The 21,889-nt window shown below is 64.4% G+C and carries 34 protein-coding genes; 3 read left to right on the forward strand and 31 right to left on the reverse strand.

Features of this window, described 5'->3' with window-relative positions:
• Nucleotides 1-34 precede the first annotated feature (34 nt).
• A complete protein-coding gene (locus AC07U1_RS05550) occupies nt 35-562 on the forward strand; it encodes a ubiquinol-cytochrome C chaperone family protein (RefSeq protein WP_495177201.1) in 528 nt (175 codons plus the stop codon).
• Nucleotides 559-1,083, forward strand: a complete 525-nt coding sequence (locus tag AC07U1_RS05555) for a YceD family protein (protein ID WP_495177200.1) — start codon at nt 559-561, stop codon at nt 1,081-1,083. The genes AC07U1_RS05550 and AC07U1_RS05555 overlap by 4 nt, the downstream gene beginning before the upstream one ends.
• A gap of 4 nt (nt 1,084-1,087) precedes the next feature.
• Here AC07U1_RS05555 and AC07U1_RS05560 read toward each other — a convergent pair whose 3' ends face one another.
• The 29 genes from AC07U1_RS05560 to rpsL all read right to left on the reverse strand — a co-directional run bounded on the left by AC07U1_RS05560 (nt 1,088) and on the right by rpsL (nt 18,898).
• Nucleotides 1,088-1,798: an SRPBCC family protein gene (locus AC07U1_RS05560; protein ID WP_262408202.1), complete on the reverse strand. Its 711-nt coding sequence runs from the start codon at nt 1,796-1,798 to the stop codon at nt 1,088-1,090.
• A gap of 122 nt (nt 1,799-1,920) precedes the next feature.
• Entirely contained in the window at nt 1,921-2,586 is a 666-nt protein-coding gene (locus AC07U1_RS05565; protein WP_187139297.1) for an adenylate kinase, read from the reverse strand.
• 48 nt (nt 2,587-2,634) lie between these two features.
• Nucleotides 2,635-4,008: a preprotein translocase subunit SecY gene (secY, locus tag AC07U1_RS05570; protein ID WP_187139296.1), complete on the reverse strand. Its 1,374-nt coding sequence runs from the start codon at nt 4,006-4,008 to the stop codon at nt 2,635-2,637.
• 145 nt (nt 4,009-4,153) lie between these two features.
• Nucleotides 4,154-4,681 (reverse strand): 50S ribosomal protein L15, encoded by a 528-nt coding sequence (gene rplO, locus AC07U1_RS05575; protein WP_082544747.1) that lies wholly within the window; start codon nt 4,679-4,681, stop codon nt 4,154-4,156.
• A 53-nt stretch (nt 4,682-4,734) separates the two neighbouring features.
• Complete coding sequence (locus AC07U1_RS05580; RefSeq protein WP_056341806.1) at nt 4,735-4,941, reverse strand: DUF1737 domain-containing protein; 207 nt, start codon at nt 4,939-4,941, stop codon at nt 4,735-4,737.
• 6 nt (nt 4,942-4,947) lie between these two features.
• A complete protein-coding gene (gene rpmD / locus AC07U1_RS05585) occupies nt 4,948-5,133 on the reverse strand; it encodes a 50S ribosomal protein L30 (protein WP_056341809.1) in 186 nt (61 codons plus the stop codon).
• A 4-nt stretch (nt 5,134-5,137) separates the two neighbouring features.
• Nucleotides 5,138-5,854 (reverse strand): 30S ribosomal protein S5, encoded by a 717-nt coding sequence (rpsE, locus tag AC07U1_RS05590; RefSeq protein WP_056341813.1) that lies wholly within the window; start codon nt 5,852-5,854, stop codon nt 5,138-5,140.
• Nucleotide 5,855: 1 nt separating this feature from the next.
• Complete coding sequence (rplR, locus tag AC07U1_RS05595) at nt 5,856-6,209, reverse strand: 50S ribosomal protein L18 (protein ID WP_056341815.1); 354 nt, start codon at nt 6,207-6,209, stop codon at nt 5,856-5,858.
• A 3-nt stretch (nt 6,210-6,212) separates the two neighbouring features.
• Complete coding sequence (gene rplF / locus AC07U1_RS05600; RefSeq protein WP_056341818.1) at nt 6,213-6,746, reverse strand: 50S ribosomal protein L6; 534 nt, start codon at nt 6,744-6,746, stop codon at nt 6,213-6,215.
• Entirely contained in the window at nt 6,746-7,150 is a 405-nt protein-coding gene (gene rpsH, locus AC07U1_RS05605) for a 30S ribosomal protein S8 (RefSeq protein WP_037556380.1), read from the reverse strand. Before rpsH ends, rplF begins: the two co-directional genes overlap by 1 nt.
• Before the next feature lie 12 nt (nt 7,151-7,162).
• On the reverse strand, nt 7,163-7,468 hold the full coding sequence (gene rpsN / locus AC07U1_RS05610; protein WP_056341822.1) for a 30S ribosomal protein S14: 306 nt from the start codon (nt 7,466-7,468) through the stop codon (nt 7,163-7,165).
• 50 nt (nt 7,469-7,518) lie between these two features.
• Nucleotides 7,519-8,097 carry a 50S ribosomal protein L5 gene (rplE, locus tag AC07U1_RS05615; protein WP_431594108.1) on the reverse strand — a complete coding sequence of 193 codons (579 nt, stop codon included), beginning with the start codon at nt 8,095-8,097 and terminating at the stop codon, nt 7,519-7,521.
• Complete coding sequence (gene rplX / locus AC07U1_RS05620; RefSeq protein ID WP_187139294.1) at nt 8,090-8,410, reverse strand: 50S ribosomal protein L24; 321 nt, start codon at nt 8,408-8,410, stop codon at nt 8,090-8,092. The genes rplE and rplX overlap by 8 nt, the downstream gene beginning before the upstream one ends.
• A gap of 2 nt (nt 8,411-8,412) precedes the next feature.
• Nucleotides 8,413-8,781: a 50S ribosomal protein L14 gene (gene rplN, locus AC07U1_RS05625; RefSeq protein ID WP_056341829.1), complete on the reverse strand. Its 369-nt coding sequence runs from the start codon at nt 8,779-8,781 to the stop codon at nt 8,413-8,415.
• Between the two features lie 60 nt (nt 8,782-8,841).
• A complete protein-coding gene (gene rpsQ / locus AC07U1_RS05630) occupies nt 8,842-9,111 on the reverse strand; it encodes a 30S ribosomal protein S17 (RefSeq protein ID WP_056341832.1) in 270 nt (89 codons plus the stop codon).
• An 11-nt stretch (nt 9,112-9,122) separates the two neighbouring features.
• On the reverse strand, nt 9,123-9,326 hold the full coding sequence (gene rpmC, locus AC07U1_RS05635) for a 50S ribosomal protein L29 (protein WP_037515654.1): 204 nt from the start codon (nt 9,324-9,326) through the stop codon (nt 9,123-9,125).
• Nucleotides 9,327-9,330: 4 nt separating this feature from the next.
• On the reverse strand, nt 9,331-9,762 hold the full coding sequence (rplP, locus tag AC07U1_RS05640; RefSeq protein WP_056341835.1) for a 50S ribosomal protein L16: 432 nt from the start codon (nt 9,760-9,762) through the stop codon (nt 9,331-9,333).
• Between the two features lie 11 nt (nt 9,763-9,773).
• Nucleotides 9,774-10,481, reverse strand: coding sequence for a 30S ribosomal protein S3 (rpsC, locus tag AC07U1_RS05645; protein WP_056341838.1), 708 nt, complete (start codon nt 10,479-10,481; stop codon nt 9,774-9,776).
• 1 nt (nt 10,482) lies between these two features.
• Complete coding sequence (rplV, locus tag AC07U1_RS05650; RefSeq protein WP_056341841.1) at nt 10,483-10,863, reverse strand: 50S ribosomal protein L22; 381 nt, start codon at nt 10,861-10,863, stop codon at nt 10,483-10,485.
• On the reverse strand, nt 10,863-11,138 hold the full coding sequence (rpsS, locus tag AC07U1_RS05655; RefSeq protein WP_037556370.1) for a 30S ribosomal protein S19: 276 nt from the start codon (nt 11,136-11,138) through the stop codon (nt 10,863-10,865). The genes rplV and rpsS overlap by 1 nt, the downstream gene beginning before the upstream one ends.
• Before the next feature lie 3 nt (nt 11,139-11,141).
• Complete coding sequence (rplB, locus tag AC07U1_RS05660; RefSeq protein WP_495177199.1) at nt 11,142-11,978, reverse strand: 50S ribosomal protein L2; 837 nt, start codon at nt 11,976-11,978, stop codon at nt 11,142-11,144.
• Nucleotides 11,979-11,999: 21 nt separating this feature from the next.
• Complete coding sequence (locus AC07U1_RS05665) at nt 12,000-12,308, reverse strand: 50S ribosomal protein L23 (protein ID WP_056341848.1); 309 nt, start codon at nt 12,306-12,308, stop codon at nt 12,000-12,002.
• Entirely contained in the window at nt 12,301-12,927 is a 627-nt protein-coding gene (rplD, locus tag AC07U1_RS05670; protein WP_056341851.1) for a 50S ribosomal protein L4, read from the reverse strand. Before rplD ends, AC07U1_RS05665 begins: the two co-directional genes overlap by 8 nt.
• A gap of 2 nt (nt 12,928-12,929) precedes the next feature.
• The gene (gene rplC, locus AC07U1_RS05675; protein ID WP_056341854.1) at nt 12,930-13,709 is read right to left on the reverse strand and encodes a 50S ribosomal protein L3; all 780 of its coding nucleotides are present in this window, start codon (nt 13,707-13,709) and stop codon (nt 12,930-12,932) included.
• 301 nt (nt 13,710-14,010) lie between these two features.
• Nucleotides 14,011-14,322: a 30S ribosomal protein S10 gene (rpsJ, locus tag AC07U1_RS05680; RefSeq protein WP_003042199.1), complete on the reverse strand. Its 312-nt coding sequence runs from the start codon at nt 14,320-14,322 to the stop codon at nt 14,011-14,013.
• A 148-nt stretch (nt 14,323-14,470) separates the two neighbouring features.
• Nucleotides 14,471-15,661: an elongation factor Tu gene (tuf, locus tag AC07U1_RS05685; RefSeq protein WP_056341856.1), complete on the reverse strand. Its 1,191-nt coding sequence runs from the start codon at nt 15,659-15,661 to the stop codon at nt 14,471-14,473.
• Nucleotides 15,662-15,779: 118 nt separating this feature from the next.
• Nucleotides 15,780-17,873 carry an elongation factor G gene (gene fusA, locus AC07U1_RS05690; protein WP_056341859.1) on the reverse strand — a complete coding sequence of 698 codons (2,094 nt, stop codon included), beginning with the start codon at nt 17,871-17,873 and terminating at the stop codon, nt 15,780-15,782.
• Nucleotides 17,874-17,983: 110 nt separating this feature from the next.
• Nucleotides 17,984-18,454 (reverse strand): 30S ribosomal protein S7, encoded by a 471-nt coding sequence (gene rpsG / locus AC07U1_RS05695; RefSeq protein ID WP_056341861.1) that lies wholly within the window; start codon nt 18,452-18,454, stop codon nt 17,984-17,986.
• Between the two features lie 72 nt (nt 18,455-18,526).
• Complete coding sequence (gene rpsL / locus AC07U1_RS05700; protein ID WP_037515637.1) at nt 18,527-18,898, reverse strand: 30S ribosomal protein S12; 372 nt, start codon at nt 18,896-18,898, stop codon at nt 18,527-18,529.
• A gap of 260 nt (nt 18,899-19,158) precedes the next feature.
• Between rpsL and AC07U1_RS05705 the strand changes: the two genes are divergently transcribed.
• Nucleotides 19,159-19,704, forward strand: a complete 546-nt coding sequence (locus AC07U1_RS05705; RefSeq protein ID WP_495177198.1) for a DNA-deoxyinosine glycosylase — start codon at nt 19,159-19,161, stop codon at nt 19,702-19,704.
• A gap of 52 nt (nt 19,705-19,756) precedes the next feature.
• On the opposite strand, the gene AC07U1_RS05710 is transcribed toward AC07U1_RS05705, so the two are convergent.
• Both AC07U1_RS05710 and AC07U1_RS05715 read right to left on the reverse strand, forming a co-directional pair.
• Nucleotides 19,757-20,494 carry a hypothetical protein gene (locus AC07U1_RS05710; protein WP_495177197.1) on the reverse strand — a complete coding sequence of 246 codons (738 nt, stop codon included), beginning with the start codon at nt 20,492-20,494 and terminating at the stop codon, nt 19,757-19,759.
• A 54-nt stretch (nt 20,495-20,548) separates the two neighbouring features.
• A complete protein-coding gene (locus AC07U1_RS05715) occupies nt 20,549-21,844 on the reverse strand; it encodes a metal-dependent hydrolase family protein (protein WP_495177196.1) in 1,296 nt (431 codons plus the stop codon).
• Nucleotides 21,845-21,889: the final 45 nt, after the last annotated feature.

Genomic DNA, 21,889 nt, shown 5'->3' on the forward strand with positions numbered 1-21,889 from the left:
TTTCGGCGGGCGCAAATGCGCCTAAGCGGAGCGCATGATCTCGTTCCGCAAACTCTTCACGCCCGATCCCGACCCGCGCGAGGCGCGCCGCCCCTTGTGGAACGCCGTGGTCGCGGCCGCGCGCGCGCCGCACTGGTACCAGGCCGGCGGCGTCCCCGACACGCTCGACGGGCGGTTCGACATGATCGGGCTGGTGATGGCGCTCGTCCTCCACCGCATCGACGAAGATCCGGCTCAGGCGCTGGCGGGGGTCCATCTTACCGAATTGTTCGTGACCGACATGGACGGCCAGATGCGCCAGATCGGTTTCGGCGACATGGTCGTCGGCAAGCAGATCGGGCGGATGGTCGGCGCACTCGGCGGCCGGCTCGGCGCCTATCGTGCGCCCGACGGGTCGGACGACCTGCGCGCGGCGCTGGTCCGCAACCTGTGGCGCGGCAACGAGCCCGGCGCGAGCGAACTCGCGCATGTCATGGCTGGGACCGCGGCGCTGCGGACCGCGCTCGCCGCGATGCCGGTCACCGAACTGATCGTCGCCGACCGCCTGCCGGACGCGGCATGAGCAGCGAATTTTCGCATATCGTAACGCTCGCCGAGGTCGGACTCGGCAGGACGGTAACGTTCGAGGCCGACACCGCGGCGCGCGGGGCGATCGCCAAGCGGCTCGCCCTCGTCGAACTCGACCGGTTCGCGGTGACCGTCGAGGTGCGCGCGGTCGCGGGCGGGATCGGGCTGCGCGGCGAAGTGCGCGCGGCGCTGGTGCAAAGCTGCGCCGCGACCGATCTGCCGGTACCGGCGACGATCGCGGAACCCTTCGACCTCAAATTTCTGCGCGACCTGCGGCCGGACGACGACGAAGAGGTCGAGGTCGAACTGGGCGCCGAGGATATCGACGTGCTGCCGCTCGAACATGACCGCGTCGACCTGGGCGAAGTCGCGGTGCAGACGCTGTCGCTCGCGCTCGATCCGTTTCCGCGCCATCCCGACGCCGACCGCATCCTCGCCGAAAAGGGCGTGCTGAGCGAGGAGCAGGCCGGACCGTTCGCCGCGCTCGCGGCGCTCAAGGGCAAGCCCAAGAGCTGAGGCGTCACTCGGGGGCTTCGTTTTCCTTCGCCGCCTCGTCGGGCTTCGGCGGATCGGCGAGCAGGTCCGCCATCGCGTCGTCGAGGCCCGATTCGGTTTTTTCGGACGGCGCGGGCTTGTCACCCTCGCCCGCTTCGTCCGCCGCCGCCTTTTCGGCGCGGGTCGGCGGCAGGCTGCCGCCGAGCGCCTTGGCGAGGCCGATCAGCTGTTCGCCGATCACCTTGTCGACCGCAGGGGCGATTTCGGGGACCTTGAAGCGCATATAGCCGCCGACAATATAGTCGAAGCGGATCGCCGCGCCGGTCGGGGTTTCCTTGATCTGGATCGTCAGCGTGCCGGTCAGCGCCTCGCCCTGCAGCGGGCCGAAGGCGCCCGACAGGCGGAGCATTTCATCGGGCTTGGCGAAAAGGATGCGCGCGTGCTGGACGCTGCCGAGGCCCTTTCCGGTGTCGGGCAATTTTTCGCAGAAGCAGCCGCCGGCCTGCGAATCGAGCCAGAAATTAGCGGGATCGCCCGACCAGCTATGGTCCTTCGACCACCATTTCTGGGGCATGCGGAGCATTTTCCAAACATCTTCGGGGGTCGCGGCGACCTGCGCGGTGTGCGCGACGGTGAAGCCGATCTCGCTCTGGTCGATGACCTTGGCCTGTGCCGGAGCCCCGGCGAGTACGGCAACCGGCAGAAAGGCCGCAGCCAGCATGATTTTCAGATTCATCGCCCATCCCCCGCCACCACCGGGCTTCGTCATGGCGAGCGAAGCGAAGCAATCCGGGCGGCCTGTTGCCGCTCTGGATTGCCACGGGGCTGCGCCCCTCGCAATGACGATGTTGACGCGGACTAGGACGCTGTGGCGGAGTTGAGAATCAACTCGATCGCGTCGTTGACGACATCGATATCGGCCATGCCGTCGACGTGGGCCACGATGCCGCGCGCTTCGTAGATCGGCAGGATCGGCGCGGTCTTGGCGCGATACTCGGCCATGCGCGTGCGCACCGTTTCCTCGTTATCGTCGGGACGACGCTTGAAGTCATGCCCGCCGCACTGGTCGCAGGTGTCCGCGACCTTCGGCAGCTTGTAGCGGTCGTGATAGCCGGCGCCGCAGGTGGCGCAGGAGAAGCGGCCGGTGATGCGATCGACGAGCGCATCCTCTTCGACCAGCAGTTCGATGACATGGTCGAGCTTGCGCCCGCGCACGTCGAGGATTTCGTCGAGCGCATCGGCCTGCGCCGCGGTGCGCGGATAGCCATCGAATATCACCGACACATCGCCGCCGAGCTGGTCGAGGCGTTCGCCGATCAGGCCCGAGACGATTTCGTCCGAGACGAGCTCGCCCGCATCCATCACCGCCTTGGCCTGGACGCCGATCGGCGTTCCCGCCTTGACCGCCGCACGCAGCATGTCGCCGGTCGAGAGCTGGACCATGCCATGCTCGTCCTCCAGCCGCGAGGCCTGCGTTCCCTTGCCCGCTCCCGGCGGACCCAGCAAAATGATATTGAGCGTCATGAAGGCCCCTGTTTCCCTGCCCTGTTCGAAACTCGCGTAGCGGGCGTATCAGCGCCGCGCAACGCCGCCTTTCAATTTGGCCTTCTTGATCAGGTCGCCATATTGATGCGCGAGCATGTGGCTCTGGATCTGGGTAATGGTGTCGATGGTGACGTTGACGATGATCAGCAGGCTGGTGCCCCCGAGCTGGAAGGGCAGGCCCGACCGCGCGATGAAATATTCGGGGATCAGGCAGATCGCCGCCAGATACGCCGCCCCGATCACGGTGATGCGCGTCAGCACATGGTCGAGATAGGCGGCGGTGTTCTTGCCCGGGCGGATGCCGGGGATGAAGCCGTTCTGGCGCTTCAGATTGTCGGCGGTTTCTTCCGGATTGAAGACAACCGCGACATAGAAGAAGCAGAAGAAGACGATGCCCGCGGCATAGAGCGCCATGTACAGCGGCTGGCCGTGCGCGAGATACTGGTTGATCGTGATCAGGAAATCGCCGGTCGCGGTATCGCCCTGAACATTATTGCCCATGAACTGGGTGATCGTCAGCGGCATCAACAGCAGCGACGAGGCGAAGATCGGCGGGATCACGCCGGCGGTGTTGACCTTGAGCGGCAGATGGCTGCGGTCGGCCTGCATCCCGCCGCGCTGGGTCGCACGCTTTGGATATTGTACGAGCACCCTTCGCTGCGCCCGTTCCATGAAGCTGATGAAGGCGATGATCGCGATCGCGCCGATGATCACGGCGAGCACGGTGCCGCCGCCCATCGAGCCTTCGCGGACCTGGCTGAACATCTGGGCGAAGCTGCGCGGCAGCTGGGCAAGGATGCCCGCCATGATGATCAGCGAGACGCCGTTGCCGATGCCGCGGCTGGTGATCTGTTCACCGAGCCACATCAGGAAAAGGGTTCCGCCGACGACGCTGATCACCGTGGTGATGCGGAACAGCATGCCGGGGTCGAGGACGACGGTGATGCCTTGCGCGCCGGTCGACGCCTCGGCGGTCAGCGCGAGGAAATAGGCCTGAATCGCGGTGAGCACGACGGTGCCGTAGCGGGTATATTGGTTGAGCTTCTTGCGCCCGCTTTCGCCCTCTTTCTTGAGCGCGGCGAGACTGGGGGCCAGCGCCGAGGCGAGCTGAACGACGATCGAAGCCGTGATATAGGGCATGACGCCGAGCGCGATGATGCTGAGGCGCTCAAGGCTGCCGCCCGAGAAGGTGTTGAAGATGTCGAGGACGCCGCCCGAGGCCGCCTGCTTATAGGCCTGCGCCAGCGCGACGGGGTCGACCCCGGGGAGCGGCACGAAGGACAGGAAGCGGAAGACGATCAGCGCGCCGATCGTGAACCAGATGCGGTTCTTGAGTTCGGTCGCCTGGCCGAACTTCGAAAAGTTCAGGTTGGAAGCAAGCTGGTCGGCGCGAGAGGCCATGGGTATTTTTCCTCGGATTTCCGGACCGCGCCCCCCGCGACCCGGCGCCTATGTGCGTTCGGTGGTCGTGAAGCGCAAGGGGAAAGGCCCGATTCAAATGCGTCGGGGGCGGCGTGGCCTGTTGCCGCGCCGCCCCCGAAAATCATCAGGCCTTCTTGGCGGCCGCCGCAGCCTTGCGCTGGGCCCGCTTGCCGTCGCCTTCGGGCTTGGCTTCGGGCAGGTCGACCTTGCCGCCGGCCTTTTCGACCGCCTCGATCGCGCCCTTCGACGCGCCGGCAACCGCGAAGTTCAGCTTGGTCGTCAGTTCACCCTTGGCGAGGAGGCGAACGCCGTCCTTGCCGCCGCGGGCAACGCCGGCGGCCTTGAGCGCCGCGTGATCCACCACGGCCTTGGCGTCGAGCTTCTTCGTGTCGATCAGCTTCTGGATCATGCCCAGATTGACGATCGCGAAGTCCTTGCCGAAGATATTGTTGAAGCCGCGCTTCGGGATGCGCATGTGGAGCGGCATCTGGCCGCCTTCGAACCCGTTGATCGCGACGCCGCTGCGCGCCTTCTGGCCCTTCTGGCCGCGGCCGGCGGTCTTGCCCTTGCCCGAGCCAATGCCGCGTCCGACGCGCATCCGGCCCTTGCGGGCGCCGGCGTTGTCGCTGAGTTCGTTAAGCTTGATCGTCATGATTGCACTCGCTTTCGCTTTGTTCGCGCTGTGGACTGGCCGCCGGGGCGGGATCAGTCCGGTTCGATTTCACTCGATGGCTGAAAGCCGGGGTAGGCCCCGGCCTTGTCCATCACGATGGCCTGGGCGACATAGCCGCGGCCATCGACACTAGTGATCGACGGGCTGCCGTGAAGCTGCCACCCCCGGTTGAGCAGACCTTCGACGCGAGCGCAGAACGCGCTGTCGTCGGGACCGGTCAACAGGCGGTACAGCTTCACCGGCTTTTAGCCCTCGATCACTTCCACCATGTGCGGAAGTTTGCGGATCATGCCGCGCACTTCCGGGGTGTCGATCAGTTCGACCTCGCGATGCATCTTGCCCAGGCCGAGGCCGGTCAGGATCGCACGCTGGCTCTTGGGGCGACGGATCGGCGAGCCGATCTGGCGGATCTTGATCTTCTTGTCAGCCATGGTCTTACTCCGTCACCGCCGCGGCTTCGGCCTCGGCAGTGCGATCGGATGCACCGCCGCGCTTGATGAGGTCCGACACCTTCTTGCCGCGACGCTGCGCGACCGACTTGGGGCTGGTCTGCTCGCCGAGCGCTTCGAAGGTGGCGCGGATCATGTTGTAGGGGTTCGAGGTGCCGTTCGACTTGGTCACCACGTCGGCGACGCCGAGCGATTCGAACACGGCGCGCATCGGACCACCGGCGATGATGCCGGTACCCGCGGGCGCCGAGCGCAGCGTGACCATGCCGGCACCGAAATGGCCGAGGCCATCATGGTGCAGCGTGCGGCCGTCGCGCAGCGGAACGCGAATCATCGCCTTCTTGGCAGCGGCGGTCGCCTTCGAAATGGCTTCGGGCACTTCGCGCGCCTTGCCATGACCGAAACCGGCGCGGCCCTTGCCGTCGCCGACGACGACGAGCGCGGCGAAACCGAAGCGCTTGCCGCCCTTCACGGTCTTCGAGACACGGTTGATGTGGACGAGCTTTTCGATCAGCTCTTCGCCGCCATCATCGTCGCGCGGACGACGATCGTCGCGGCGACCACGGCCGCCGCCATCACGACCGCCACGATTGCCGCCCGGTCCGCCGGCGCCGCCGCCACGACCGCGGCGCGGAGCCTGGGTGGTGGTTTCGGTCGCCGCTTCGGGCGCTGCGCCTTCGACGTTCTGTACTTCGTCAGCCATATTAGAACTCCAATCCGCCTTCGCGAGCCGCGTCGGCCAGCGCCTTGATGCGCCCGTGGAACAGGAAACCGCCGCGGTCGAACACGACCTGCGTCACGCCGGCCTTTTTCGCGGCAGCGGCGAGGCGCTTGCCGACGTCGGCAGCCGCCGCGGTGGTCGCGCCGGTCTTGCCGCGGACATCCTTGTCGAGCGTCGAAGCCGAAGCCAGCGTTGCGCCGGCAGCGTCGTCGATGAGCTGCGCATAGATGTGACGGCCCGAACGGTGCACCGACAGGCGGGCGCGCCCACCGGCGCGCTTGCGAAGGGCGGTACGAACGCGTTGGCGGCGTTTTTCGAATTGGGTAAGATGTGCCATGGCTTACTTCTTCTTGCCTTCTTTGCGGAAGATGTACTCGCCGCGATATTTGATGCCCTTGCCCTTATAGGGTTCGGGCTTGCGCCAACGGCGGATTTCCGCCGCGACCTGACCGACCTGCTGCTTGTCGATGCCGGTGATCTCGATCGTCGTGTTGTCCGGCGTCTTGATCTCGATCCCCTCGGGGATCGTGAAATCGACATCGTGGCTGTAACCGAGCTGCAGCTTCAACATCTTGCCCTGGGCGTTGGCACGATAGCCGACACCGGTGATTTCGAGCACCTTGGTGAAGCCATCGGTGACGCCGGTGACGAGGTTCTGGACCAGCGTGCGCTGCATGCCCCAGAAGGCGCGCGCCTGCTTGGTGGCGTTGGCGGGCTGGACCGAAATCTCGCCTTCCTTGACCTCATAGGCGATGTCGTCGGCGAGCGCGAGGGCCAGGGTGCCCTTGGGGCCCTTGACCGACAGCTGGCCGCCGTCGATGCTGGCCGTGACCCCCGAAGGGATGGCGACCACTTTTTTACCAATACGCGACATCAGAACACCTCCGCCAGCACTTCGCCGCCGACATTATGTTCGCGGGCCTCGGCATCCGAGAGGACGCCGCGCGGGGTCGACACGATGGTGATGCCCAGGCCGTTGCGCACGATCGGCAGTTCTTTCGAACCCGAATAGATGCGGCGGCCCGGCTTCGAGACGCGCGCCACGTGGCGGATCGCCGGCTGGCCTTCGAAATATTTCAGCTCGATGCGGATGCCCTTGTGCTGGCCCTTGGCGCCCAGCGCTTCTTCGCTGTAGCCGCGGATATAGCCTTCGCGCTGAAGAACATCGAGAACACGGACGCGCAGGGTCGAGGCCGGCGTCAGGACGCTGTCCTTCTTCGCCTGCTGGCCGTTGCGGATGCGGGTGAGCATATCACCCAGAGGATCGGTCATTGCCATCTTGCGTCTTCCTTACCAGCTCGACTTCACAACGCCGGGGATCAGGCCCTTGTTGGCCAGATCGCGGAGCTGGATACGGCAAAGCCGGAACTTGCGATAATATGCGCGCGGACGACCGGTCATCTCGCAGCGGTTGCGGATGCGGGTCGGGTTTCCGTTGCGCGGAACTTCCGCCATCTTGAGGCGCGCGATCAGTCGCTCGCCATCGTCAAGCGACGTGTCCGCCGCAATCGCCTTCAGCTTCGCATAACGGCCGGCGTACTTCTTCACCAGCTGCTTGCGACGCTCATTCTTGTTCACGGAACTCAGTTTCGCCATGACTTAAGTTCTCTTTCCTTCTTGAAAGAGCCTGCCTGGTCCCAGAGGGATCAGGCGGCTTCCTTTTCCTGCGCTTCGATCGGGAAGGGGAAGCCGAACAGCTTGAGCAGTTCGCGGGCTTCTTCGTCCGTACGGGCGGTGGTGGTGACGATCACGTCCATGCCGCGCACCTGGTCGATGCGGTCATAGTTGATCTCGGGGAAGATGATCTGCTCTTTCAGACCCATGGCATAGTTGCCACGGCCGTCGAAGCTGGTCGCCGACACGCCGCGGAAATCGCGGATACGCGGCATTGCGATGGTGATCAGCCGGTCGAGGAATTCGTACATGCGTTCGCGGCGCAAGGTCACCTTGCAGCCGATCGGCATGCCTTCGCGCAGCTTAAACTGTGCGATCGACTTCTTCGCCTTGGTCACGACAGGCTTCTGGCCGGCGATCAGCTCCATTTCAGCAGCTGCCGATTCGACCTTCTTCTTGTCCTGCGTGGCTTCGCCGACACCCATGTTGAGCGTGATCTTTTCGATCTTCGGCACTTCCATCGCGTTCTTGTAACCGAATTTCTCGGTCATCGCCTTGACGATCACGTCGTCGTAGCGGGTGCGCATGCGCGGGGTGTAATTGTCAGCCACTGATCGTCTCCCCGGACTTCACGGCCACGCGGACCTTCTTGCCGTCCTTGGTTTCAAAGCGCACGCGGGTCGGCTTGCCCGACTTGGGGTCGGCCAGTGCGACCTTGCTCGCGTGCAGCGGCGCTTCCTTGCGTTCCAGGCCACCCTGCGGGTTGGTCTGGCTCGGCTTGCGGTGCCGCGTGATGATGTTGACGCCCGCGACGACCAGCTTGCCGTCTTTCGGCAGGCTCTGCGTCACTTCACCGGTCTTGCCCTTGTCCTTGCCGGACAGGATGACAACCGTGTCGCCCTTCTTGATCTTCGCCATACTCATGGTCAGAGCACCTCCGGCGCCAGGCTGATGATCTTCATATAGCCACGGCCGCGCAGTTCGCGGACGACGGGGCCGAAGATACGGGTGCCGATCGGCTCCTCGTTCTTGTTGACGAGCACGGCGGCGTTGCTGTCGAAGCGGATCACCGAACCGTCGGCGCGGCGCACATCCTTCGCGGTGCGGACGATGACGGCGCGATGCACGTCGCCCTTCTTCACCTTGCCGCGCGGCTGGGCTTCCTTGATCGACACGACGATGACATCGCCGACGCCGGCGACACGGCGCTTCGACCCGCCCAGCACCTTGATGCACTGGACGCGCTTCGCGCCGCTGTTGTCGGCGACTTCCAATTGTGACTGCATCTGGATCATCGATGCATTTCCTTCTTGTTTGGCCTACCGGGCAATCCCGGCGGTTCCGTGAAAACCAGCTTAGGCGTCGGCAGCCGTTTTGGGCTTGCTGTGGGTGTCGACCTTGTCGAGCACCTTCCACGTCTTCAGCTTCGAAATCGGCTTCGTTTCCTCGATGCGGACGGTTTCACCAGCCTTGATGCTGTTGTCCTCATCATGGGCGTGATACTTCTTCGAACGACGGATGATCTTGCCGTACAGAGGGTGCTTCACCTTCCGCTCGACTTTCACCACGACGGTCTTGTCGCCCTTGTCGGACACCACGGTGCCGGTCAGAATGCGCTTCGGCATCGATAGTCTCCTTACTTCGCAGCCGAGCGCGTGCGCTCGGTCTGCTGCGTCTTGATGCGGGCGATCGAGCGCCGCACTTCCTTGACGCGCGATGCCTTTTCAAGCTGGCCGGTGGCCGCCTGGAAACGCAGGTTGAACGCCTCACGCTTCAGTTCGCCAAGCTGTTCGGCGAGCTGGTCGTCGGTCTTGGCCTTGAAATCTTCGGTCTTGGCCATGTCCTTAACCCTCCAGGTGGGTCGTGTCGCCGAGGCGGGCAACGACCTTGGTCTTGATCGGCAGCTTCATCGCGGCGCGTTCGAACGCCAGCGCGGCCACGGGGCCCGGAACGCCGTCGAGTTCGAACAGGATGCGGCCCGGCTTCACGCGCGCGGCCCAGAATTCCGGCGAACCCTTGCCCTTGCCCATACGGACTTCGGCCGGCTTCGACGACACGGGGACGTCGGGGAAGATGCGGATCCACAAACGGCCCTGACGCTTGATCGCACGGCTGATCGCACGGCGAGCCGCTTCGATCTGGCGCGCGGTGATGCGCTCGGGTTCCATCGCCTTCAGCCCGTAGGAGCCGAAATTCAGGCTGGTGCCACCCTTGGCATTGCCATGGATGCGGCCCTTGAAAGCCTTGCGGAACTTGGTTTTTTTCGGTTGCAGCATGTCAGCAGTCCTTAGCGGCGATCATCGCGCGCCGGGCGCACGCCCGACGTCTGCGCGTCGAGCATCAACCGGTCGGTCGCCATCGGGTCATGACCCAGGATTTCGCCCTTGAAGATCCACACCTTGATCCCGCACACGCCATAGGCGGTGTGCGCGGTTGCTTCGGCATAATCGACGTTCGCGCGCAGCGTGTGCAGCGGCACCCGGCCTTCGCGGTACCATTCGGTGCGCGCGATTTCCGCGCCGCCCAGACGGCCGGCGCAGTTGATGCGGATGCCCTCTGCGCCGAGACGCATCGCCGACTGCACCGCGCGCTTCATCGCACGGCGGAACGCCACGCGGCGCTCGAGCTGGTCGGCAATGCCCTGGCCAACGAGCTTGGCGTCGACTTCGGGCTTGCGGATTTCGACGATGTTCAGCGACACGTCGCTGCCGGTCAGTTCGCCGAGCTGCTTGCGCAGCTTTTCGATGTCGGCGCCCTTCTTGCCGATGATGACGCCCGGACGAGCGGCATAGATCGACACGCGGCACAGCTTGGCGGGACGCTCGATCACCACCTTCGAGATCGCGGCCTGCGGCAGCGTCTTGAAGATGAAGTTGCGGATCTTCAGATCCTCAACGAGCATACGGCCATAGTCCTGCCCTTCGGCGAACCAGCGGCTGTCCCAGGTGCGGTTGACCTGCAGGCGCAGGCCGATCGGATTGCTCTTCTGGCCCATGTTACGCCTCTTCTTCCTGTTCGCGCACGACGATGCGGATGCGGCTGAACGGCTTGACGATCCGGGTCGACTTGCCGCGACCGCGTGCGTGCCAGCGCTTCATCGAGATCGACTTGCCGACGCTGGCTTCCTGGATGACCAGCGCATCGACGTCGAGGTTGTGGTTGTTTTCCGCGTTGGCGACGGCGCTGGCGAGAACCTTGCGCACGTCGACCGCCATCGCCTTCTTCGAGAAAGCGAGGACGTTCATCGCGTCTTCGACCTTGCGACCGCGGATCAGCGCAGCGACGAGGTTCAGCTTCTGCGCCGAGCCACGAATCTGCGTGCCGACCGACAGCGCCTCGTTATCCGCAACGCGGCGGGGGGATTTTGCCTTGCCCATTAGCGTTTGCCCTTCTTGTCGGCCGCGTGGCCGGGGAAGAAGCGCGTCGGCGCAAATTCACCCAGCTTCATGCCGACCATGTCTTCGTTGACCGACACCGGCACGAACTTGCGGCCGTTGTAGACGTTGAAGGTCAGCCCGACGAACTGCGGCAGGATGGTGGACCGACGCGACCAGGTCTTGATCGGGGCAGAGCTGCCACCGTCCTGGGCCGTTTCGGCTTTCTTGAGGAGATGAAGGTCGACAAACGGACCCTTCCAGACCGAGCGAGCCATGGCTTACCTCTTCTTCTTGGCGTGACGCGACCGGATGATCATCTTGTCGGTCGACTTGTTTTGACGGGTACGAGCACCCTTGGTCGGCTTACCCCACGGGGTAACCGGATGACGGCCGCCCGAGGTACGGCCTTCGCCGCCGCCGTGCGGGTGATCGACCGGGTTCTTGGCCACGCCGCGGGTCAGCGGACGCTTGCCGAGCCAGCGACCACGGCCAGCCTTGCCGAGGTTGGTGTTCTGGTTGTCGGGGTTCGACACCGCGCCGACCGTGCCCATGCACTCGCCGCGGATGTAACGCTGCTCGCCCGAACCGAGACGCACGATGACGAGACCGCGGTCACGACCGACGACCTGGGCATAGGTGCCGGCCGAACGGGCAATCTGGCCGCCCTTGCCCGGCTTCATCTCGATGTTGTGGACGATCGTGCCAACCGGCATCTGCGACAATTCCATCGCATTGCCCGGCTTCACGTCGGTCTTCTTGCCCGCGACAACGACGTCGCCGACCGCCAAGCGCTGCGGCGCCAGGATATAGGTCTGCTCGCCGTCTTCGTACTTCACCAGCGCGATGAAGGCCGTACGGTTGGGGTCATATTCCAGACGCTCGACGGTAGCCGGCATGTCCCACTTGCGACGCTTGAAGTCGATGAAGCGGTACTTCTGCTTGTGGCCGCCCGCGATGCCGCGCGAGGTCACATGACCCTTGTTGTTGCGGCCGCCGGTCTTGTTCTTGCCTTCGGTCAGCGCCTTGACGGGCTTGCCCTTCCACAGCGACGATTTGTCGACGAGGATCAGGCCGCGCTGCGCAGGGCTGGTCGGATTATAGGATTTAAGTGCCATTGTTCTTGCCTCTTCCTACAATCAGACGCCGGTGGTGACGTCGATCGACTGGCCTTCGGCCAGGCGAACGATCGCCTTCTTCACGTCGCTGCGGGTGTAGGGCTTGCCCTTCCAGCGCTTGGTCTTGCCCTTGGTGATGAGCGTGTTGACGCCGATCACCTTGACATCGAACAGCGCCTCGACGGCGGCCTTGATGGCGGGCTTGGTCGCATCGTTCGCAACCTTGAACACCACCGCGTTATTCTCGCTGAGCAGGGTCGACTTTTCGGTGATCACCGGAGCGAGGATCACGTCATAGTGACGCGCGTCGACAGTTTTTGCCTTAGCCATGGAAACGGGCCTCCAGCTTTTCGACCGCCGCGCGGGTCAGGACCAGCGTGTCGGCACGGATGATGTCATAGACGTTGGCACCCGCCGCCGGCATCGAGTCGATACCGATGAGGTTGGCCGACGCCATGGCGAAGCTTTCATGGACCGCATCGCCGTCGATGAAGAGTGCGCGGTTGCCGAGTTCGAACTTGCCGAGCTGGCCGGCGAGCGCCTTGGTCTTGGCATCCTTGAGCTCGAGCGTGTCGAGAACGACGATCTTGCCGCCCTTCGCCTTGTCGCTGAGCGCCATCTTGAGGCCAAGCGCGCGAATCTTCTTGTTCAGCGAGTGACCGAAGGTGCGGGCCCGGGGACCGTGCGCCTTGCCGCCGCCGATGAAGATCGGTGCCTTGCGATCGCCGTGACGGGCGGTACCGCCGCCCTTCTGGCGACCGAACTTCTTGCCGGTGCGGGCGACGTCGCTGCGTTCGCGGGCGGCGCGAGCCGGACCACGGCGCTTTTCGAGCTGCCACGAAACGACGCGGTGCAGGATGTCGGCGCGCGGATCGACGCCGAAGACGTCGTCGTTGAGGTCGATATCGGTGCCGGCCTTGCCGTCGATGGTCTGAACCTTGACCTTCATGATCAGGACTCCTGCGCGCCGTCGGTGGTCGCGGTGTCGGTGACGACGGTCTCTTCGACCGGCGTTTCGACCGGCGCGTCTGCCGGGGCTTCCTGGTTGCTGTTGGCCGCGCTCTTGATGCCCGCCGGATAGGGGGCCTCGGGGTGGCGCGGCAGCTTGACCGCATCGCGGACCATCAGCCAGCCGCCCTTCGAGCCAGGGACCGAGCCCTTGACGAAGAGAAGGCCGCGCTCGACGTCGGTGCGGACGATTTCGAGATTCTGCTGGGTGCGGTTGCGCGCGCCCATGTGGCCGGCCATCTTCTTGTTCTTGAAGACGCGGCCCGGATCCTGGCGATTACCCGTCGAACCATGGGCACGGTGGCTGATCGACACGCCGTGCGTGGCGCGCATGCCTCCGAAACCCCAGCGCTTCATCGCACCGGCAAAACCTTTGCCCTGCGTGACGCCCTGGATGTCCACGATCTGGCCGGCGACGAAATGGTCGGCCGACAGTTCGGCACCGACATCGAGCGTCGCGTCGTCAGCGACGCGGAATTCGACGACCTTCGCCTTGGGTTCGACTTCGGCCTTGCCGAAAGCGCCGCGCTGGGGCTTGGCGACGTTCTTCGCCTTCGCCGAGCCGGCACCGAGTTGGACGGCAACATAGCCGTCGCGTTCTTGTTCGCGCACGGAGATAACCTGACAGCCTTCGAGGCTCAGGACGGTGACGGGCACGTGGCGGCCGTCGTCCTGAAACAGGCGGGTCATCCCCATTTTTTTCGCGATCACGCCAGTCCGCATGATCAATACTCCTCAACAGAGGCCGGGCGGACCATTCCGCACGGCTTGCGGGAAGCCATCAAGCCAAGCCCGACGACTACCCTCCCAGCCCATAATTTCGATGCATCGCCCCGTCCGGGCTGAGGTGCCGCCATCCCGAAGGACCTGCGGCGAGACGGGGGACGCAGCCCGGACCCTGGCGCTTCCAGCGGAAGCGGTCCGGCGGTATCCACCCTATCGTCGGTCCGGATCGCTCCGGACGATGCAGGCGGCGAACCGCCTGCCGATAGAGACCCCGGTCTTCACCGGGGCTTCGCTGGCCTTAGGCCAGCTTGATTTCAACGTTCACGCCCGCGGCGAGGTCGAGCTTCATCAGCGCATCGACCGTCTGCGGGGTCGGCTGCACGATGTCGAGCAGCCGCTTGTGGGTACGGACCTCGAACTGCTCGCGCGACTTTTTGTCGACATGCGGACCGCGGTTCACGGTGAACTTTTCGATGCGCGTCGGCAGCGGGATCGGGCCGCGAATAAGCGCTCCGGTACGACGCGCCGTGTCGGCGATGTCGGTGGTGGCCTGATCGAGCACGCGGTGATCAAAGGCCTTGAGGCGAATGCGAATATTCTGCGTTTCCATGACTATTCCAGTCGAATCCCGTCTGACGATGCGAAAGAGCCGAAATGGCCTGCTCCGGCTCCCGCAGGGAAGCCGGATCGGCCATCTAAATTCCTAGTGCTACGAGCCGCGCGAATCGCTTCCGAATCGCGCGGCTCGCGGCCCTATATTACTTTGTGATGGTCGCGACAACCCCTGCGCCGACCGTGCGGCCACCTTCGCGAATCGCGAAGCGCAGACCCGGGTCCATGGCGATCGGGGCGATCAGCTTGACGGCGAGCTGGACGTTGTCGCCGGGCATGACCATCTCGGTGCCCTCGGGGAGGATGACCTCGCCGGTGACGTCCGTGGTGCGGAAGTAGAACTGCGGACGATAGTTCGCAAAGAAGGGCGTGTGACGGCCGCCCTCGTCCTTCGACAGGACATAGACTTCCGAGGTGAACTCGGTGTGCGGCTTGATCGTGCCGGGCTTGCAGAGAACCTGGCCACGCTCGACTTCTTCACGGCCGACGCCACGGATCAGCGCACCAACGTTGTCGCCAGCCTGGCCCTGGTCGAGCAGCTTGCGGAACATTTCGACGCCGGTCACGACGGTCTTCTTGGTGTCCTTGATGCCGACGATTTCGACTTCTTCGCCGACCTTGACGATGCCGGTTTCGATACGGCCGGTGACGACGGTACCGCGACCCGAGATCGAGAACACGTCTTCGATCGGCATCAGGAAGGGCTTGTCGAGCGGACGTTCCGGCTGCGGGATCCACGCATCGACGGCTTCCATCAGCTTCAGGATCGCGTCCTTGCCAATGGCGTCGTCGCGACCTTCGAGGGCGGCGAGCGCCGAACCCGGGATGATCGGAATATTGTCGCCGTCGAAGTCGCGCTTCGAAAGCTCTTCGCGGATTTCGAGTTCGACGAGCTCGAGCAGCTCGGGATCGTCCAGCTGGTCGACCTTGTTAAGGAAGACGACCATGGTGGGAACGCCAACCTGCTTCGCGAGCAGGATGTGCTCCTTGGTCTGCGGCATCGGGCCGTCAGCGGCCGACACGACGAGGATCGCGCCGTCCATCTGGGCAGCACCGGTGATCATGTTCTTCACATAGTCGGCGTGGCCCGGGCAATCGACGTGCGCATAGTGGCGGGCGCCGGTTTCATATTCGACGTGGGCGGTCGAGATGGTGATGCCGCGTTCGCGCTCTTCGGGCGCCTTGTCGATGTTCGCGAAGTCGACGGCGACGCCGCCCGACGTTTCGGCGAGCACCTTGGTGATCGCCGCGGTCAGCGAGGTCTTGCCATGGTCGACGTGACCGATGGTGCCGATGTTGCAGTGCGGCTTCGTCCGCTCAAATTTAGCCTTGGCCATGATTTAAGAACCTTCTTGTTCGATAGTTGAATTGATCAGTCTTGGACGAGCCTGCTGAATCAGGCGCCGCCCTTAGAGGGCTTTGCCGCGCGGCGCAAGTCCGCGCGGCTTAGACCCGTCAGGCCATCTTGGCCTTCACCTCTTCGGCGACGTTGGTCGGCACTTCCTCATAATGCGAGAATTGCATCGAGTAGCTGGCGCGTCCCTGGCTGAAGCTGCGCAGCTGATTGACGTAGCCGAACATGTTCGCGAGCGGAACAATCGCCTCGACGACCTGGGCGATGCCCCGGCTGTCGGTGCCCTGGATCTGGCCGCGGCGGCTGTTGAGATCGCCGATCACGTCACCCATGAACTCTTCCGGGGTAACAACCTCGACCTTCATCACCGGTTCGAGCAGCTTGATGCCGGCCTTTGCCGCCACTTCGCGCATCGCCGCACGGCCCGCGATTTCGAACGCCAGCGCCGACGAGTCGACGTCGTGATACGCGCCGTCCGTGAGCTTGATTTCGAAGTCGATGATCGGGAAGCCGATCATGTGACCATTGTCGGCCGATTCGCGCATGCCCTTTTCGACCGACGGGATATATTCGCGCGGAATATTGCCGCCCTTGATCTCGTCGATGAAGGTGATGCCCGAACCGCGTTCGCCGGGGGCGACGCTGACCTTGACGCGGCCGAACTGGCCCGAACCACCCGACTGCTTCTTGTGGGTGTAGTCGACGTCGACCGGCTTCGCGAGCGATTCGCGGTACGCCACCTGCGGCGCGCCGACATTCGCTTCGACCTTGAACTCGCGCTTCATGCGATCGACGAGGATGTCGAGGTGAAGCTCGCCCATGCCCTTGATGATCGTCTGACCCGATTCATGGTCGGTCGAGACGCGGAACGAGGGATCCTCGGCGGCCAAGCGGTTGAGCGCGATGCCCATACGTTCCTGGTCGGCCTTGGTCTTCGGTTCCACCGACAGCTCGATGACCGGCTCGGGGAATTCCATCCGCTCGAGGATGATCGGCGCGCCGGTGGCGCAGAGCGTATCCCCGGTGGTGGTTTCCTTGAGGCCGGCGAGCGCGACGATGTCGCCCGCATAGGCTTCTTCGATGTCTTCGCGGCTGTTCGCATGCATCAGCAGCATACGACCGACCTTTTCCTTCTTGTCCTTCACCGAGTTCAGGTACGTGCCCTTGTTCAGGGTCCCCGAATAGATGCGGGCGAAGGTGAGCGAGCCGACGAACGGATCGTTCATGATCTTGAAGGCGAGCAGCGACAGCGGCGCGTCATCGGCGGCCGGACGCGAATCGGGCGTCGTGCCGTCGAGCTTGAGCCCCTGAACGTCGGGAATGTCGAGCGGCGAAGGCAGATAGTCGACGACCGCGTCGAGCAGCGTCTGGACACCCTTGTTCTTGAACGCGGAGCCGCAGAGGACCGGAACGAACGCCTGCGCCAGCGTGCCCTTGCGGATCAGCGCCTTGAGCTGCGCGACCTCGGGGAGCGTGCCTTCGAGATAGGCTTCCATCGCGTCGTCGTCCTGTTCGACGGCGAGCTCGATCAGCTTTTCGCGATATTCGGCGGCCTTGTCGGCGAGGTCGGCGGGGATTTCCTCATAGAAGAATTCGGCGCCGAGGCTTTCGTCCTTCCAGATGATCGCCCGCTCGTTGACCAGGTCGACGAGACCCTTGAAGTCGCCTTCGGCGCCGATGGGCAGATAGAGGACAGCCGGGGTCGCACCGAGGCGATCGATGATCGTCTGGACGCAATAATAGAAATCGGCGCCGGTGCGGTCGAGCTTGTTGACGAAGCACATGCGCGGGACTTTGTACTTGTCAGCCTGACGCCACACGGTTTCCGACTGCGGCTCGACGCCGGCAACGCCGTCGAACGCGGTGATCGCGCCGTCGAGCACGCGCAGCGAACGTTCGACTTCGATGGTGAAGTCGACGTGGCCGGGGGTGTCGATGATGTTCAGGCGATGCTCGGGGCCCTGACCTTCGTCGGCTTTCCAGAGGCAGGTGGTCGCAGCCGACGTGATCGTGATGCCACGTTCCTGTTCCTGCTCCATCCAGTCCATCGTCGCGGCGCCGTCATGGACTTCGCCGATCTTGTAGGACTTGCCGGTGTAGTAAAGAATACGCTCGGTCGTCGTGGTCTTGCCGGCGTCGATGTGCGCCATGATACCAAAATTGCGATAATTTTCGAGCGGATGGCTGCGGGCCATGGTCTTGTCCTTGAATTTGGGGGGAGGCCGCGAGGGCCACCCCCGATATAGGAAGGATTGTTACGAATGCGAGACGCCTGGCCACGAGGGCGGTGGCATCCCGCGTTCGATTACCAGCGGTAGTGGCTGAAAGCGCGGTTGGCTTCGGCCATGCGGTGCGTGTCTTCGCGCTTCTTCACCGCGTTGCCGCGGTTGTTCGAGGCGTCGAGCAGCTCACCCGACAGGCGCGCGGCCATCGTCGTTTCGCTGCGGTTGCGCGCGGCGGTGATCAGCCAGCGGATCGCGAGCGCCTGGGCACGGTCCGGACGGACTTCGACCGGAACCTGATAGGTCGCACCGCCGACGCGGCGGCTGCGGACTTCGATGTTCGGACGGATATTCGCCAGCGCTTCGTGGAACACGCCGATCGGTTCCTTCTTGGCACGGGCTTCGACCGATTCGAGGGCGCCATAGACGATGCCTTCGGCGGTGGACTTCTTCCCGTCCAGCATGACGCTGTTCATGAATTTCGACAGCACCACATCACCGAAACGGGGATCGGGCAGGATTTCGCGGCGTTCAGGACGACGACGACGAGCCATAGGTAATTCCTTTGTACAACAGCATCCCGGCGCCAAGCGCAGCGGGATGATCAAAAGCCGAAAAAGCGGTCCTTACTTCGGACGCTTCGCACCGTATTTCGAACGGCTCTGCTTGCGGTCCTTCACACCCTGCGTATCGAGCACGCCGCGCAGGACGTGGTAACGCACACCGGGAAGATCGCGGACACGACCGCCGCGGATCAGCACAACGCTGTGTTCCTGGAGGTTGTGGCCTTCGCCGGGGATGTAAGTGATGACTTCGCGCTGGTTGGTCAGGCGGACCTTGGCAACCTTGCGGAGCGCCGAGTTCGGCTTTTTCGGGGTGGTCGTATAGACTCGGGTGCAAACGCCGCGCTTCTGCGGGTTTGCGTCCATCGCCGGGACCTTGGACTTCACCTTCTGGGGAGTCCGGCCCTTGCGGACCAGCTGGTTGATCGTGGGCATGAATGCTTCACCTTTAAATGTCCGCCCATCAAAGCGAACGGTTACTGTGCTGCGGTGGATGAAACATCGACCGGACCCCACGGAAAACCGCGGAAAACGGGCGACCTTGTAACAGCAAAAGACCCCGGCGGATCACAAGGATCTTCCGGAGGCTCCATCCGCGCCAGCAATGTTCAAGCGCTGTTGTAACCGGAAGTGGCGGTTAAGCGCCGCTTTCGATCGACGCGGCCCCTAGCGGCGATTCCCCTGAGGGTCAAGGGGTGAGCAAGATTGTTGCGCCGGGCGGGGCGGGCTATCGGGTGGCGATGCCGCCCGTCCGCCACGCCAGCTTCGCCGCGCATGTCGCGCCCGACACCCGCCTGCTGATCCTCGGCAGCCTGCCCGGCGCCCGCTCGCTCGCCGAACGGCGCTATTATGCGCATCCGACGAACCAGTTCTGGCGCCTCGTGGGCGAGGTGGTCGACCGGCCGCTGGCGACGATGGGTTATGACGCGCGACTCGCGGCGCTGCGTGAAGCGCGTGTCGGCCTGTGGGACGTGATCCGCACCGCCGAACGGCGGTCGAGCAGCGACAGCGAGATTCGCGGGGTCGAAGCGCACGATCTGGCGGCGCTGGTCGCAACGCTGCCCGAATTGCGGACGGTCGCGTTCAACGGCGGCAAGGCAGCGGCGATCGGGCGGCGGCAGTTGCCGGTGCTGGACGCTGTGGCGGTGATCGATCTGCCGTCGAGCAGCGCAGCGAATACGACTCGCTATGCGGTGAAGCTGGAGCGATGGCTGCCGTTGAAAGCCGCGATCACCGGCTGAAGCCTAGCCCTTACAAGCGAAACGAAGCCAGCCTGGAACGGTCCACGCCGCATCATAGCCCGCGCGCCGCCGCCTCGGAGACGGCTGCCGCGCGTTCGGCGGCGGCGGCAACGCCATCGGCGTCATCTTCGGCATGGGCCTGTCGTTCACGCTCGAGAAGTTCGGCCAATTCGTCGGCTCGGTCGGGATCCTCCGCCATCGCCCGTGCATCGGCGCGGACCCGCTCTTCCTCGCGGATCGCATCATATTCGGACCGGATATGCCGATCAAGCACCGCAGCAACCAGAAGGTCGCGGACCAGACTAACAAATCTCGTCCCGCGTTCGGGCTCGGCCACCGCGCCGCCGTCGCCTCCCGCGATGGAATAATCGACGTCGGTCCGGAAGGTCGTGCCCTTCAGGTCGACGCCTTCCGCTTTGGCAAGAGCCTGGATGTCGCCCTTGCCCAGCATCGCAGCGACATTGTCCGCTTTGGTCAGGACATCCTCCGGCACGGTGATCGACAGCCGCCCCGCACAGCGCCGCGCCGCGTGGGGACCCTTTTCGATCACCCGCGCCTTCGTGACACTCAATTCAAAACGATCGGCGACGGATCGAAAAGCCGACAGCGTCGCGCCCGACCCGCGCATGCGGTGATCGGCCATTTGCTGCGCGCCGGTGATCGCTTTTTCGGTGATGCCCTTGGTAAGCGCCGCAATCACCGCATCGCCCTGGCATGCCGCATCGGGGTTTTCCGCCCAGGCGGCGATCGAAAGAAGGGCCAGCGCCGCCACGCTCCGGGTAAAATGCATCGACCTGCCTTCGCTGTTGGACAAGGCCCGATCTAAACACCCCACCCGTTAAGATCATTCTACCACCGTCCCCCGCGCCATCACGAAATCGACCTTTTTGAGCACCCGCACATCGGCGATCGGGTCGCTGGCGACCGCGATGATGTCGGCGCTCTTGCCCGGCGTGATGGTGCCGATCTCGTTCGAGAGGCCGAGCAGGTCGGCGGCATTGACCGTCGCGGCCTTGAGCGCCTCAGTGGGCGTCATGCCATGCTGGACCATCAGTTCGAATTCGTCGCCGTTGCGGCCGTGCTTCGAGACGCCGGCGTCGGTGCCGAAGGCGATGCGCACGCCGCGCGGGACAAGCTGTTCGAGGCTCTTGCCGGTGATCGAAATGCGCCATTGGATCTTCGCCAGCACGTCGGGCTCATAGGCCGCGGCATTGGCGGCGATGCGTTCCTTGTACCCGTTCACGGTCGACAATGTCGGGACATAATAGGTCTTCGATTTTGCCCACAGCGCGATCGTCGCCTCGTCGAGGATTGTGCCATGTTCGATCGAATCGGCGCCGGCGACGAGCGCGAGGCGGATGCCGTCGGCGCCATGCGCGTGGACCGCGACCTTTTTCCCGAACATATGTGCCGTATCGACGATCGCCTGCGCCTCGTCGTCGAACATCTGCTTGCCGAGGCCGGCGCCGATGCGGCTGTTGACCCCGCCGGTCGAGGCGAATTTGATCGCGTCGGCACCGCGCCCGACCTGATGACGCACCGCGCGGCGGCAATCGTCGGCGCCGTTGCAGGTGTTGCCCGCGCCCGCGAAAAAGGACTTGAGCTCGTCGCGATAACCGAGCGAACCGTCCATATGCCCGGCGCTGCCCGAGATCGCATTGCCGGCATCGACGATGCGCGGCCCCTGCACCTTGCCCGCGGCGATCGCATCCCTGAGAGCGAGCGTCGCGCCGTCGCCGTCGCCGAGGTTGCGCACCGTGGTGAAGCCCGCGCGCAGTGTCTTCATGCCGTTGACCTCGGCATTGAAGGCCTGCGCGGCGGGGCTGAGGGTGATTTCTTCCAGCTGCCCGGCGAGACCACCGGCGTCGCTGGTGAGATGGACATGGCTGTCGATCAGCCCGGGGAGGACATATTTGTCGCTAAGGTCGATCAGGGTCGCGCCAGCGTCGGCGGGCTGGTGGCCGTCGGCGATCGAGACGATCCGGCCGTTCTCGATGATGATCGTCGCGGCTCTCTTCGCGGGCTTGCCCGGTTCGGCGATCAGATGGCCGGCGTGGATGACCGTGCGGGCGGTCTGCGCGGCGGCGGGCGCGGCGAGCGCCGTGCCGAGCAGCAGGAGCGGGAGGAAGGTCTTGTTCATGCAGCGTCCCCTGTCGTCTGATGATGTCGTCACCGCGGGCCTGAC

Source organism: Sphingopyxis sp. GW821-FHT02C12 (assembly GCF_059421785.1).